Raw genomic sequence first — 12,660 nt, forward strand, 5'->3', positions numbered from 1 at the left:
CGTAACAAGGAGCATCGTGTCCGACATCTCGACCCTGCTGGAGCAGCTCGCCAAGGACCTGGGTCCCGCCGCGATCAGCACCGACCCGGCGACGCTCGCGGCGACCAGCCACGACTCCTGGCCGGTGGCCACCAAGTGGAATCTGCAGGGCAGGCACCCCTACACCGCGCAGGCGGTGGTCAAAGCGGCCACCGAACAGGACGTGGTGACCGTGCTGCTCGCCGCCGGCCGCGCCGGAGTGCCGGTGACGACGCGTGCCCTGGGGTCGTCGGTGACCGGACAGCCGCTGCCGACCCGGGGCGGGATCGTCCTGGACGTCAGCGGCCTGGTCGGGCCGCACGTCATCGACGAGACCGACATGACGGTGACCGTTCCGGCCGGCAACAACGGCGGCGAACTGGAAGACGCCCTCCAAGCGGCCGGATGGTCCACCCGCTTCTCCCCGCAGTCCCTCTACCGCTCCTCGGTCGGCGGATGGCTGGCGACCCTGGCGACCGGGCAGTTCTCCTCCCGCTACGGCGGAGTCGAGGACCTGGTCGTCGGCTACCGGGTGGTGCTGGCCACCGGCGAGGCCATCGACCTCACCGCGTCCCCCCGGGCCGCCATGGGCCCTGACCTGCGACAACTGTTCCTGGGTTCCGAGGGCACCCTCGGCGTCGTCACCCGCGTGACGTTCAAGATCTTCCCCCTCCCCGAGAGCAGGCACCTGCAGACCTTCCGCCTCCCCGACGTGGCGGCAGGGCTCGCGGTCATGCGCGAACAGGCGGCACTGAACCTGCGGCCCTTCCTGCTGCGCCTGTACGACGCCGACGAAGCCCGTCACGTCCTGGTCGACGACACCGCCGACCACCCCGTGCTGTTCGTCGGCACCGAGGGAGCACCGTCCGTGGCGGCTGCCGAGATGGACGTCCTGACCGGCCTCGCGGCCCGTCACGGCGCCACCGGGCTGGGCCCGGAGCCGGCCGCAGCCTGGATGGCACGGCGCTTCGACTTCTCCACGGTGGAAAAGCGCCTCGGCACCCCGGGCGGCTTCGCCGAAACCATCGAGGTCGCCCACACCTGGCGCCACATCCACGGCCTGTACGACGCGCTCAAGGCTGCCCTGGAACCGCTCGCGGACGAGGTCCTCGTCCACTTCTCCCACGTGTATCCACAGGGCACCTCGATGTATCTCATCCTGCTCGGCCAGGCGCCCGACGACGCTGCCGCCACCGCCCGCCTGGAGAACATCTGGGCCACCGCCATGACCGTCTGCCTCGACCACGGAGCCGAACTCTCCCACCACCACGGCGGAGGTCTCGCCCGCTCCCCGTACGCGCGCCGCTCCCTGGGGCAGGCGCACCTCGTCCTGCGCAAGCTCAAGCACGCCCTGGACCCCGACGCCCTGCTGAACCCCGGCAAGCTCGGCCTCTGACCCGCCCTGTCTCCCGGCGCCGCCAAGACAGCGGCGCCCGCACCCAACCGGAGCTCAACGATGAGTGACGTCTCCCGTCTGCTGGTCATCGACGAAGGCACCACAGGAACCCGCGCGCTGGTCTTCGACAGCACCGGCGCGGTGCGCGGTCGCGCCTACAGCGAGTTCACCCAGCACCACCCCGCGGCCGACCGGGTGGAACACGATCCCGAGGAGATCTGGCAGCTCACCTCGGCCCGCATCGCCGACGCGCTGCGCGACAGCGACACCGCGCCCGCCGCGCTGGCCGGTCTCGGCATCACCAATCAGCGGGCCACCACCGTGCTGTGGGACCGCGGCACCGGCCGGGCGGTCGCCCCGGCCATCGTCTGGCAGGACCTGCGGACCGCCCCGATGGCGGACCGCCTCCGGCCCGAGTGGGGTACGGCGGTGCAGGCCCGCACGGGCTGGACCCTGGCGCCGGTCTACTCCTCGCTGTCACTGTGCTGGATGCTGGAGCACGACAAGGACCTGGCACGACGGGCGGAAGCCGGCGAACTCGCCTTCGGCACCATGGACTCCTGGCTCATCCACCGCCTCACCGGCGGCGCCGTCCACGCCATCAGCGCGTCCAACGCCGCCGTCACCGGCTCCTACGACCTGCCGGCCGGCTCCTGGTACCACGACTGGCTTGGGGCACTGGGCCTGCCGATGAGCCTGTTCCCCCAGGTCGTGGACGACTCCGGGTTCATCGGCGTGACCGACCCCGCCACGGTCGGGGCCGAGGTACCGATCACCGCGGCGGTCGCCGACCAGTCCGCGGCGCTGTTCGGGCAGGGCTGCATCCACCCCGGCGACGCGAAGACCACCCACGGCACCGGCACCTTTCTCGACGTCAACACCGGCACCGAACCGGTGATCTCCCGGCACGGGCTCAGCAGCATCATCGCCTGGCGCCGCGACAACACCACCACCTACGGCCTGGAGGGATACGCCCCGGTCACCGGCTCCGCGGTGCAGTGGCTGCGCGACGGGGCCGGACTGCTCAGCCACGCGGCCGAGACCGAGGAACTCGCCCGCAGCGTGCGGGACAACAACGGCGTCTACTTCGTACCGGCCCTCACCGGACTCGGCGCACCCTCCTGGGACTCCAGCGCCCGCGGCCTGCTCATCGGCATCTCCCCGGGCACCACCCGCGGCCACCTCGCCCGCGCCGCGCTCGAAGGGATCGTCTACTCCATCAAGGACTTCATCGAGACCATGTCCGAGGAGTCCGGCCGCACCATCACCTCCCTGCGCGCCGACGGCGGCGCCTCCGCCAACGACTTCCTCCTCCAGTTCCAGGCGGACATGCTCGACGCCGTCATCCACCGGCCCGCGAACGTCGATGCGACCGCCTCGGGCGCCGCTTACCTGGCCGGCCTGGCGGTCGGCACCTGGGCCACCCCCGAGGACTGCTTCCAGGCCAGTGGTGACGACGCCGTCTTCACACCGTCCCTCGACCACACGTCCCGGGACGCCAACTACCAGCAGTGGCAACGCGCCGTCGCCCGCGCGAAAGGATGGACCCAGCAGCCATGAAGCGCTTCTCACCGTCAGACCTGCCCGCCGAGGCGGACCTCCTCGTCATCGGCGGCGGCATCACCGGGGCGTCCGTCGCCCGGGACGCGGCGCTGCGCGGACTGTCCGTCGTCCTCGTCGAGCGCGACGACTTCGCCTCCGGCACCTCCAGCCGCTCGTCCAAACTCATCCACGGCGGCCTGCGCTACCTGCAGACCTACCAGTTCAGGATGGTCCACGAATCCGTCCGCGAGCGCGAGACCATGATGCGCGTCGCCCCCCACCTCGCCGACCTCCAGCCGTTCATGTACCTCCTCTACGACGGATATCCCGAGGGGAAGGCACTGCTCAACCTCGGTCTCACCTTCTACGACGCCTTCTCCCGCGCGCCCCTCAAGCGCCGGCACCGCATGATCGGCCGCGACGCCGTCCTCCGGCGCGAACCCCACCTCAACCCCACCGGGCTCAAGGGCGCCGGCCTCTACCAGGACGCCCTCACCGACGACGCCCGCCTCGTCATCGACGTTCTCCAGTCCGCCGCCCAGGCGGGGGCGCTGCTGGCCAACCACCGGGAAGTCACCGGCCTCATCCGCGAACACGGCCGGATCACCGGCGCCGAGATCACCGACCGGCTCACCGACGAGCACATCACCGTACGGGCCAGGACCGTCGTCAACGCCGCGGGTCCATGGGTGGACCGCGTCCTGGGGCTGGAACAGGCGCCGCAGTACCCGACGCTGCGGCCCACCAAAGGCGTGCACATCGTGCTGCGCACCGAGGACTTCCCCCTGCACACCGCCGTCTTCCTGCGTTCTCCCGCCGACTCCCGTGTCGTCTGGCCGACCCCGGCGGGCGACGGCCGGCACGTCTACGTCGGGACCACCGACACCGCCTACCACGGCTCTCTCGACGATGTCGCCGCCGACGAGGAGGACTTCGCGTACCTCCTCCAGGCGGCGAACCACGCGCTGCCCGGGGCGCAGGTCGACGCCGGCCACATCGTCGCCTCCTGGGCGGGCCTGCGCCCGCTCATCGCCGCTGAGCCGGGCACACCGAACTCCGCCGCGTCCCGCGAACACACCCTCACCACCGGGCCGTACGGCATGATCACCGCCGCCGGCGGGAAACTCACCACAGCGCGTCTCATGGCGGCCCAGATCGTCGACATCGTGGCCGCCCAGCTCCGCGACCTCCATGCGGTCCGCGGAGTGCCGCCCTCCACCACCGGCGCGACGGCGGTCTCCGGCGGAGGCGCGGGCGAGATCTTCCGCGCCCGGCAGGCCGTCGCCACCGCGCCCGTAGCGGCCGAGATCCGCCGGCGCTGGCTGCGCCGCTACGGCGGCAACGCCACCGCGCTCGCCCGGACGGCCGCCCGGAACCCGGCGGACGGCGTGCCCCTCGACGGCAGTGAGCTGACGCGGGCCGAGATCCGCCACGCCATTCACCACGACATGGCCATGACCGTGTCCGACGTCCTGATCCGCAGAACCGGGTCCTTCTTCTGGGCCCACGACGGAGACGCCGCCGCCATCGGCGACGTCAGCGACCTCCTGGACGACGCGTACGGATACCCGCCGCAGCAGCGCCGCACGCAACAGGACGAGTACAGGCGCTGGGTCGCACGCAACCGCGGCACGCGCTCCAGCTGAGGCCGCCGGAGGCGGAGGCCGGGGTCAGGCGACGGCGACCGGCGCGTCGAGGGCGTCACGCCACGCACGGACCGCCGTGACGTCGACCGACCCCGCCCAGCCGTCACGGCGCACCGCACCGCCGACGTGGAACGCGTCGAGCCCGGCCGCACGCAGCCGGGGCACGTGGTCGAGAAGAAGCCCCCCGCCGACGAGCAGCCGCGGCTCGTACCCGGGTTCGCCGGCGCGAGCCGCCTCCGCCTCGGCGCACAGCACGTCCATCCCCGCGCCGACCCCCCGCGCGGACCCGGCGGTCAGATACGTGTCGAGCCCGGGCAGCCCCGCGAGCTGAAGCCGCAGCGCGTCACGGTCGGACGCGCGGTCAATCGCCCGGTGAAAAGTCCACCGGCAGCCGTCGAGCACGTCCACCAGCGCGTGCACGGCCTCCAGATCGGCCCGCCCCCGCTCGTCGAGGAACCCGAGGACGAACTCCTCCGCGCCCTCCGCCCGCAGCCCCTGCGCCGCCTCGCACAGCGCGTCGAGCTCGCGCGCGTCCCCCGCGCTGAAACCGTCGGAGAGCCTGAGCATGACGCGCAGCGGGATCTCCACGGCGGCCCGGATCGCCCCGAACGTGGCGCGGCTGGGCGTCAGCCCGTCCGCCGCCATGTCGGTGACCAGTTCGAGGCGGTCGGCGCCACCGTCCTGGGCCGAGACGGCGTCATCCGTGCCGAGGGCGATCACCTCGAAGATTGGTCTAGACATATGAGCAAGGGTGCCACATGCGTCACTCGCGCGCGAGAGGCGGTGCCGCACCAAGCCGCCGCGCCCCCACCCCGCCGAAGCCCGCGCCTCAGCACGCCGCCGGACAGGCCCGGTCCAGCGCCCGCTGGACATCGGCGGCGGGGTACGGAGTGCGCTTGCTCTCGGCGAGCAGCCGCCGGTGGAAGTCGTCCAGCACGACGACGTGCCGCGCGTGCCGGTCGATGACCGCGGCGACCTCGGCCGGCACACCGTCGGGCCGGCGGCCGGCGTTCCACCCGCACAGGAACGCGTCGCGTTCGACCTCACCGCGCACCCCGTCCAGCACGTGGTGCCGCAGCAGGTGAGCCATCACATAGGACCGGTCGTACGCGCGGTGGTCCGCCAGGAAAGCCGCCTCGTCCGGCGTGAGGTCGAAGCCGGAGCTGAGCGCGAGGCCGAAGTCCGCGAAGTAGAGTTGCCGCCCGTCGGTCAGCAGGTTGGCGAAGTGCGCGTCGAAGTGGACCAGCCCGCGCGCACTCATGAACGCGGTCCCCCGGGCCAGGGCTGCCTCCACCCACCCAAGAGCCGCGTCACCGGCGCCGTTCAGCCACGCGGCGAGCGTCCGCGGCACGTGTTCCAGGAACAGCACCAGACTGGCCGACGACCGCCCGATCGCCTCCAGCCGCCGCCGGACGGCCGGCGACCCGTCCCAGTGCGCGACCGCCCCGTCCACTCCCCCGAACAGGTCGGTGAACCCGCTGGGCGGACCGTCCGGCAGGACCCGCCAGTGGTACAGCAGCGGAAAGCCCGGGTACGCGTTCGTCAGCACCCACCCGGTGGTCATGATGTGCGTGGCCAGCTCGCGCCACGCGCCGAACCCGGCCGACCCCACGCCGTACTGGTAGAACATCGGCAGCCCGAAGAGATTGGCCGTCGAGCGCGCGTGCTCCGCCCGCAGCTCGATGTCCGTCAGCGGGACCCGCTTCACGAAGACGCGCGTCCCGTCGATCTCCAGCTCCGCCGACCTGCCGCCGATACCGGTGCCGAGCGCGGGCGCGGCGGCGAGCATCTCGCCGAGCCGGCGGTCGCCGATCAGCGCGAGGCGCGTACTCACCGTCCCGTACGCGGACAGGCGCGCGGCGCCCAGCGGCTCGGTCACGTCCATCGAGTCCCCTCCCGAGCCGGACCCTGCGTCCCCCGCTCCCCGCCATCCAAGCGGACCCGCCCCCTGACCACGAACCCCTCCGGCGCCACCCGACCGTTTCCCCCACCCCCGGCGGCCCCACCGCGCCTCCGCCGGGGGGCCGTGGTGCGTGATCACCCGGCGGGCGCCGAAATCAGATACTCTGATTCCATGAAACTGATGACCGCCACTGAGGCGTCACGCAATTTCGCCGCCATCCTGGATGCCGCCGAACATGGCGAGACGATCGTCATCACCAGGGCGGGACGCCGACTCGCCCAGATCGGTCCCGCACCGGTGGGAAACGGCGCCGCGCTCAACGGGATCCTGGCCGAGTACACGCCCGATGAGGACTTCGCCGCCGACGTGGCCGCGAGCCGTGAACTGCTCACCGACGAGCCGGGTGCGACGTGGCCCGACGCCTGATTCTCGACACCGGCGTGCTGGTCGGGATCGAACCGGCCGGAAAAGCCCTCTCCTTCGCCCCGCACGACGATGTGTGCATCGCAGCCGTGACCGCCGCAGAGTTGCTCCAGGGCGTCGAATTGGCCGACGCCCGGCGGCGCCAGGGCCGGGAGGACTTCGTCACGGCGATCCTGGCCGTGGTGCCCGTCGAGGAGTACGGCCTCGACACCGCCCGCACGCACGCCCGTCTCCTGGCGCATGTCCGCCGGGCAGGCAAGCCGCGGGGGGCTCACGATCTGATGATCGCCGCCACCGCGGTGGCGACCGCGCGCGCGGTGGTGACGCGGGACCGCCGGGCCGCCTTCGCGGACCTTCCCGGCGTGCGGATCGCGGAGCTCGGCGGGTAGCGGGCGCCGCGCGTCCCAAAGGGGGACAGGGCACCGTACACATGGGGCAGGTGGGAACACCGGTGCGCACCCCGGAGGGTCACGTGCCGCACAATAGCCCGCATGCCCACGACGCCCGCCGCCGCGCACCCCCGCTACGCCGCTCTGCTCGCCGAGTGGTGTGAGCTGGTACGCCGCTGCCAGCAGGACCCGGACAAGGACCCCGATCCCGCGCCGTACGGACAGGATCTGCTCGAACGGTGGGCCGAACCGCAGCGGCACTACCACACGCTTGACCACCTGGTCGCCGTGCTCACCCGGAGCACCGAGCTGACCGCCCACGCCGCCGACCCGGACTCCGTCGCACTGGCCGCCTGGTTCCACGACGCGGTCTACCGCCCCGACCGCAGCGAGAACGAAGAACGCAGCGCCCACCTCGCCGAGCGCGCCCTGCCGGAAGCCGGCCTGGACGCCGCCACCACCGAGGAGGTCGCCCGGCTCGTACGCCTCACCGTCACGCACGACCCCGCGCCCGACGACCGCAATGGCGAGGTGCTCTGCGACGCCGACCTCGCGGTCCTCGCCGGCGACCCCGCCGCCTACGCCGCGTACGCCGCCGCCGTCCGCGAGGAGTACGGCTTCGTCCCCGACGAGGACTTCCGGGCCGGCCGCGCCGCGATCCTCCGCCAACTCCTCGCCCTGCCCCGCCTCTTCCGCACGGAGTACGGCCACCGCCAGTGGGAAGAGGTCGCCCGCCGCAACCTCAGCACCGAACTGGATCTGCTGGAGGCATAGATTTCCCGGTTCGCCCGCACGGTGCGCGCCAGAGCCACTACTCTCGGTCAAGGCTCTGATTTACGCTCACTTCACGGCACGCAGAGGAGCGCCCGCAATGGCCAACCGGAACCCGAAGATCAAGAGGCAGCCGACCACCCCCACCATGTCCTCCCGCGCGATGTACGGCGCCGAACTCCGCTTCAAGCGTGAGCAGGCCGGGCTCAGCCAGGAGGAATTGGGAGCCGCGCTGTTCCTCAGCCGCTCGCACATCGCTCGCTTCGAGTCAGGAAGCCGCCGCCTCCCGGTCGGCTGCGCGGAGGTCCTGGACGAACTCCTGGACGCGGGCGGCTTCTTCCAGCGCAACCTGGAGGCGGGCCGGGCCACCCCGTACCCCGAACACTTCGCGGACGTCGCGGAGTTGGAGACGCTTGCGTTGAGTATCCGCGAGTGGGAGCCGCTGGTGGTGCCCGGTCTTCTGCAGACCGAGGCGTACGCGCTGGCGGTCATCCGTGGCTGGGACCCCGTGCTGAACCACGCCGAGGTCAAGAAGCGGCTCGACGCCCGGGTGGACCGCGCCCGGCTCTTCGACAACGCGGACAAGCCGATGTACTGGGCGGTGCTGAACGAAGCCACGCTGCGCTGCCCGGTGGGCGGCCCGGAGGCGATGACCGAGCAACTCCGCCACCTCGCCGCGATGATCCGCCGCAACCGGGTCATCATTCAAGTGCTGCCATTCAGCGCGGGGTCACACGCTGGCATGGAAGGCGCGTTGCGGCTCATGTCCTTCGAGGACGACGCCCCGATGGCCTACCTCTCGGGCATGGACAGCGGCAGGTTGAGCGACGATCCGGCCGCCGTCAAGCGCTATTCGCTGGCATACGATCTCCTCGGAGCGGCGGCACGGTCGCCGGAAGCTTCCCTGAATCTCATCGAAGCGGTAGCCGAGGAGTACGAGCATGGAACTCAAGTACAGCCGGACGGCGGTGATGTGGCGTAAGAGCAGCCACAGTGGCGGCGACGGCGGCAACTGCATCGAGGCCAGCGACAGCCTGACGAACTCGAGTTGGCGCAAGAGCAGCTACAGCGGCGGCAGTGGCGGCAACTGCATCGAGGCCAGCGACAGCCTCACCTCGGCCAACTGGCGCAAGAGCACGTACAGCGCCGGCGACGGTGGCGACTGCGTGGAGGTCGCCGACAACCTCCCGGACGTCATCCCGGTCCGCGACAGCAAGGACCCGCACGGCCCCGCGCTCACCTTCACCCCGGCCGCCTGGACGGCGTTCGTCACCGCCGCCGCCAACGGCGAGTTCCCCACCGTCTGACCTCCCCGCGCCCCTGCGGCATCCGGGCTGCCCCGGCCGGCCCATCGCCGACTGCCGGCACACGGTGCTTCCTCGCGCAGTTCCTCGCGCCCCTACGGCATCCGGGCTGCCCCGACCGGCCCATCGCCGACTGCTGGCGCACGGTGGTTGCTCGCGCAGTTCCTCGCGCCCCTACGGGGCGCCCCGTAGGGGCGCGAGGAACTGCGCGACCAGCCACAACCCACCCCCACCCGGCGAACCGACCGCCCGGGGCAACCCGGACCCCGCCAGGGGCGCTGGGGGCACCCCCGGACGAAGTCTGGGGGAGGAACTGCGCGACCAGCCACAACGCACCCGCACCCGGCAACGCACCGCCCGGGGCAATTCGCACCCCGCCCCCGGTGAGCCCAACCGCAGGGTCACCCGTTTTCGTCGAAGTCCGGCAGCGGCACGTCATGGACCAACCGCAGCGCGTTCTTGGGCGGCTTCCGACGCCGCAACCCCGCCTCGGTCAAGCGGCGCAGCAACTCCTTGCTGGTGACCTCCACCGCCCCGAGCCTGACCGCGTCGGCGTACCGCACCGCAGGTATGTCGTAATGGTCCCGCTCGAACGCGCGGGGCGGCGCACCGAGCCGCGCCGCGAACGCGTGCAGCTCGTCGTAGGACGTGTCGCTGACCAGGTGCGACCACAGGTGCCCGTGGCCGGGCCAGCTCGGCGGGTCGATGTAGACGGCCATCGCGGCCTCACCCGCCCAGCTGCCCGACGGGCGCTACCGCCTCGCCGCGGGCCTCGCAGACCCAGTGCGGGTCCGGGCCCAGCTCGGGGTCGACGGCCAGCGCGTGCGGCTCCTCGCACGCCGCGCAGACCGGCCACCGCCCACGCGTCTCCAGCAGCGCGTCCTGGATGTCCTGCGCCAGCAGCCCCGCGACGTACTCCGCCCCGTCCGGCCACTGCCGCACCCACCACCGCCGCTTGCTCAGCGCCTCCTCCAGCGCGGACACCACCTCGGCCTCCGCCACATCGCGCGCGCTGAGATCGGCGAGGACGCGGGCGCGTGCGTCATGCAGCGCGGCCTCGATCGTACGGTTGTCGGCTTGGCCTTCCATGAGGTCCATTGTCGCAAGCCCCCGCCGAAACGGACCGCCCCGGCTTCCGCCCCGGGAGAACGGCCCCCACCCCCGCACGCGCCCCCTTGACGCCGCCCAGCTGCTGAAAATACCTTTCAGAAGGTGACCTACAGCGTGAAGGAAACTTTCTCCCCGAGCGTCCGCGCCCTCCGCGGCGTGCCCGGCGCGTCCGACACACCCGTCACGACCCCCGGCCCGGGGGCCCTCGCCGCCAAGGTCCGCACGCTCGGCCCGTCGATGACCCGCTCCATGCAGCGGGTCGCCGAAGCCGTCGCGGGCGACCCGGCCGGCTGCGCCCACCTCACCGTCACCGCGCTCGCCGTACGCACCGGCACGAGCGAGGCGACCGTCGTCCGTACCGCCCGGCTGCTGGGCTACCCCGGCTACCGCGACCTGCGCCTCGCCCTGGCCGCGCTGGCCGCCCAGCAGGCGGCCGGCGCCGCACCCGCCGTCACCGCGGACATCGCGGTGGACGACCCGCTCGCCGAGGTCGTCACCAAACTCGCCGCCGAGGAGCAGCAGACCCTCGCCGACACCGCCGCCCAGCTCGACATGACCCAGCTCGAAGCGGCCGTCGCCGCGCTCTCCGGCGCCCGCCGGATCGACGTCTACGGGGTCGGCGCCTCCAGCCTGGTCGGCCAGGACCTCGCGCAGAAGCTGCTGCGGATAGGGCTGATCGCGCACTCCCACACCGACCCGCACCTGGCGGTCACCAACGCCGTCCAGCTGCGGGCCGGCGACGTCGCCCTGGCGATCACGCACTCCGGCAGCACGCACGACGTCGTGGACCCGCTGCGCGCCGCGTTCGACGGCGGCGCGACCACCATCGCGATCACCGGCCGCGCGGACGGTACGGTCACGCAGTACGCCGACGTGGTCCTCACCACCGCCACCTCGCGGGAGAGCGAACTGCGGCCGGCCGCGATGTCCAGCAGGACCGGGCAACTCCTGGTCGTGGACTGCCTCTTCATAGGTGTGGCGCAGCGTACGTACGAGGCGGCCGCACCGGCGCTGTCCGCGTCGTACGAGGCACTGGCGCACCGCCACACCCCGCGTGCGGGCCGCGCCTAGCCCCCGCCACGGCTGTAGCATCCCCACCCGCACCGAGAAGGATGAACGAACCGCTGATGACCCAGTACACCGAGCTGCGCCGCGAGTTGGAGACGCTGACCACCGAGGCGTTCCGGCCCGAGCTCGCCGAGATCGACCGGCTCTCCACCCTGGAGATCGCCCGGACCATGAACGCCGAGGACAGCACCGTGCCGGCCGCGGTGGCCGGAGCGCTGCCGGCCATCGCGGCGGCGATCGACGGCATCGCCGAACGCATGGCGCGCGGCGGCCGGTTGATCTACGCGGGTGCCGGCACGGCAGGGCGGCTCGGCGTGCTCGACGCGAGCGAGTGCCCGCCGACCTTCAACACCACCCCCGGGCGCGAGGTCGTGGGGCTGATCGCGGGCGGCCCGCAGGCGATGGTCACCTCCGTCGAAGGGGCCGAGGACAGCAAGGAGTTCGCGGCGGCGGACCTCGCGGCGCTGCACCTCACCGCCGACGACAGCGTGGTCGGCATCTCGGCGTCCGGCCGCACCCCTTACGCGCTCGGCGCGGTCGAATACGCGCGCGCCGCCGGGGCGTTGACGGTCGGGCTCGCCTGCAACGCGCGCTCACCGCTGGCCGCGGCGGCCGACCACGGCATCGAGGTGGTGGTCGGACCGGAACTGGTCGTCGGTTCCACGCGGCTGAAGTCCGGCACCGCCCAGAAGCTCGTGCTCAACATGCTCTCGACGATCACGATGATCCGGCTCGGCAAGACGTACGGGAATCTGATGGTCGACGTCCGTGCCTCCAACGAGAAGCTGCGGGCGCGCTCCCGCCGGATCGTGGCGCTCGCCACCGGGGCGGGTGACGCGGCCATCGAGGCGGCCCTGACCGCCACGGAGGGCGAGGTCAAGCCGGCGATCCTCACCTTGCTGGCGAAGGTCGACGCCCCCACTGCGAACCGCCTGCTCGCCGCCACCAACGGCCACCTCCGCCAGGCCCTGGCCACCGCCACCCCCTAACGCCTCCCCCGCCCCCACCACACCGGCCCCCGCGGCCTCCACAGTGCCGGGGGGCGTCGCTGGGGGTGATGATGAAGGACGGATCGCAGTCCACGGAGAGG

At 72.4% G+C, this 12,660-nt stretch carries 14 protein-coding genes; 10 read left to right on the forward strand and 4 right to left on the reverse strand.

The window, feature by feature from the left end; genetic code table 11:
- The first annotated feature begins 16 nt into the window (after positions 1-16).
- From OG552_RS14720 to OG552_RS14730, 3 genes are read left to right on the forward strand one after another with little or no spacing between them, the layout of a single operon-like run.
- Positions 17-1,414, forward strand: a complete 1,398-nt coding sequence (locus OG552_RS14720; RefSeq protein WP_329133015.1) for an FAD-binding oxidoreductase — start codon at positions 17-19, stop codon at positions 1,412-1,414.
- A 60-nt stretch (positions 1,415-1,474) separates the two neighbouring features.
- Positions 1,475-2,974 carry an FGGY family carbohydrate kinase gene (locus tag OG552_RS14725; RefSeq protein WP_329133017.1) on the forward strand — a complete coding sequence of 500 codons (1,500 nt, stop codon included), beginning with the start codon at positions 1,475-1,477 and terminating at the stop codon, positions 2,972-2,974.
- The gene (locus tag OG552_RS14730) at positions 2,971-4,602 is read left to right on the forward strand and encodes a glycerol-3-phosphate dehydrogenase/oxidase (protein ID WP_329133019.1); all 1,632 of its coding nucleotides are present in this window, start codon (positions 2,971-2,973) and stop codon (positions 4,600-4,602) included. The genes OG552_RS14725 and OG552_RS14730 overlap by 4 nt, the downstream gene beginning before the upstream one ends.
- Positions 4,603-4,626: 24 nt before the next feature.
- Here the strand turns inward: OG552_RS14730 and OG552_RS14735 are convergent, their stop codons facing one another.
- Together OG552_RS14735 and OG552_RS14740 are read right to left on the reverse strand one after the other, a co-directional pair.
- The gene (locus OG552_RS14735; RefSeq protein WP_329133021.1) at positions 4,627-5,343 is read right to left on the reverse strand and encodes a copper homeostasis protein CutC; all 717 of its coding nucleotides are present in this window, start codon (positions 5,341-5,343) and stop codon (positions 4,627-4,629) included.
- Between the two features lie 88 nt (positions 5,344-5,431).
- Positions 5,432-6,487, reverse strand: coding sequence for a protein kinase family protein (locus tag OG552_RS14740; protein WP_329133023.1), 1,056 nt, complete (start codon positions 6,485-6,487; stop codon positions 5,432-5,434).
- Between the two features lie 189 nt (positions 6,488-6,676).
- On the opposite strand from OG552_RS14740, the gene OG552_RS14745 reads away from it, so the two are divergent.
- The 5 genes from OG552_RS14745 (at position 6,677) to OG552_RS14765 (ending at position 9,395) form a co-directional block, all read left to right on the forward strand.
- Positions 6,677-6,931: a type II toxin-antitoxin system Phd/YefM family antitoxin gene (locus tag OG552_RS14745; protein ID WP_329133025.1), complete on the forward strand. Its 255-nt coding sequence runs from the start codon at positions 6,677-6,679 to the stop codon at positions 6,929-6,931.
- Positions 6,916-7,317 carry a PIN domain-containing protein gene (locus OG552_RS14750; protein ID WP_329133027.1) on the forward strand — a complete coding sequence of 134 codons (402 nt, stop codon included), beginning with the start codon at positions 6,916-6,918 and terminating at the stop codon, positions 7,315-7,317. Before OG552_RS14745 ends, OG552_RS14750 begins: the two co-directional genes overlap by 16 nt.
- A 102-nt stretch (positions 7,318-7,419) precedes the next feature.
- Entirely contained in the window at positions 7,420-8,091 is a 672-nt protein-coding gene (locus tag OG552_RS14755; RefSeq protein WP_329133029.1) for an HD domain-containing protein, read from the forward strand.
- Positions 8,092-8,188: 97 nt separating this feature from the next.
- Positions 8,189-9,070 carry a helix-turn-helix domain-containing protein gene (locus OG552_RS14760; protein WP_329133031.1) on the forward strand — a complete coding sequence of 294 codons (882 nt, stop codon included), beginning with the start codon at positions 8,189-8,191 and terminating at the stop codon, positions 9,068-9,070.
- On the forward strand, positions 9,030-9,395 hold the full coding sequence (locus OG552_RS14765) for a DUF397 domain-containing protein (protein ID WP_329133033.1): 366 nt from the start codon (positions 9,030-9,032) through the stop codon (positions 9,393-9,395). The genes OG552_RS14760 and OG552_RS14765 overlap by 41 nt, the downstream gene beginning before the upstream one ends.
- A 398-nt stretch (positions 9,396-9,793) precedes the next feature.
- On the opposite strand, the gene OG552_RS14770 is transcribed toward OG552_RS14765, so the two are convergent.
- Together OG552_RS14770 and OG552_RS14775 are read right to left on the reverse strand one after the other, a co-directional pair.
- Entirely contained in the window at positions 9,794-10,111 is a 318-nt protein-coding gene (locus OG552_RS14770; RefSeq protein ID WP_329133035.1) for a DUF4031 domain-containing protein, read from the reverse strand.
- A 7-nt stretch (positions 10,112-10,118) separates the two neighbouring features.
- Positions 10,119-10,481 (reverse strand): hypothetical protein, encoded by a 363-nt coding sequence (locus tag OG552_RS14775; RefSeq protein WP_329133037.1) that lies wholly within the window; start codon positions 10,479-10,481, stop codon positions 10,119-10,121.
- Positions 10,482-10,604: 123 nt separating this feature from the next.
- On the opposite strand from OG552_RS14775, the gene OG552_RS14780 reads away from it, so the two are divergent.
- Complete coding sequence (locus tag OG552_RS14780; RefSeq protein ID WP_443070935.1) at positions 10,605-11,573, forward strand: MurR/RpiR family transcriptional regulator; 969 nt, start codon at positions 10,605-10,607, stop codon at positions 11,571-11,573.
- Positions 11,574-11,629: 56 nt separating this feature from the next.
- The gene (murQ, locus tag OG552_RS14785; protein ID WP_329133039.1) at positions 11,630-12,559 is read left to right on the forward strand and encodes an N-acetylmuramic acid 6-phosphate etherase; all 930 of its coding nucleotides are present in this window, start codon (positions 11,630-11,632) and stop codon (positions 12,557-12,559) included.
- Positions 12,560-12,660 lie beyond the last annotated feature (101 nt).

The organism is Streptomyces sp. NBC_01476, from assembly GCF_036227265.1.
Classification (GTDB): Bacteria; Actinomycetota; Actinomycetes; order Streptomycetales; family Streptomycetaceae; genus Actinacidiphila.

Coding starts and splice junctions, on each gene's coding strand:
- OG552_RS14725 (WP_329133017.1), top strand. CDS start 1,475: ATGAGTGACGTCTCCCGTCTGCTGGTCATCGACGAAGGCACCACAGGA.
- OG552_RS14730 (WP_329133019.1), top strand. CDS start 2,971: ATGAAGCGCTTCTCACCGTCAGACCTGCCCGCCGAGGCGGACCTCCTC.
- OG552_RS14735 (WP_329133021.1), bottom strand. CDS start 5,343: ATGTCTAGACCAATCTTCGAGGTGATCGCCCTCGGCACGGATGACGCC.
- OG552_RS14740 (WP_329133023.1), bottom strand. CDS start 6,487: ATGGACGTGACCGAGCCGCTGGGCGCCGCGCGCCTGTCCGCGTACGGG.
- OG552_RS14745 (WP_329133025.1), top strand. CDS start 6,677: ATGAAACTGATGACCGCCACTGAGGCGTCACGCAATTTCGCCGCCATC.
- OG552_RS14755 (WP_329133029.1), top strand. CDS start 7,420: ATGCCCACGACGCCCGCCGCCGCGCACCCCCGCTACGCCGCTCTGCTC.
- OG552_RS14760 (WP_329133031.1), top strand. CDS start 8,189: ATGGCCAACCGGAACCCGAAGATCAAGAGGCAGCCGACCACCCCCACC.
- OG552_RS14765 (WP_329133033.1), top strand. CDS start 9,030: ATGGAACTCAAGTACAGCCGGACGGCGGTGATGTGGCGTAAGAGCAGC.
- OG552_RS14770 (WP_329133035.1), bottom strand. CDS start 10,111: ATGGCCGTCTACATCGACCCGCCGAGCTGGCCCGGCCACGGGCACCTG.
- OG552_RS14775 (WP_329133037.1), bottom strand. CDS start 10,481: ATGGAAGGCCAAGCCGACAACCGTACGATCGAGGCCGCGCTGCATGAC.
- murQ (WP_329133039.1), top strand. CDS start 11,630: ATGACCCAGTACACCGAGCTGCGCCGCGAGTTGGAGACGCTGACCACC.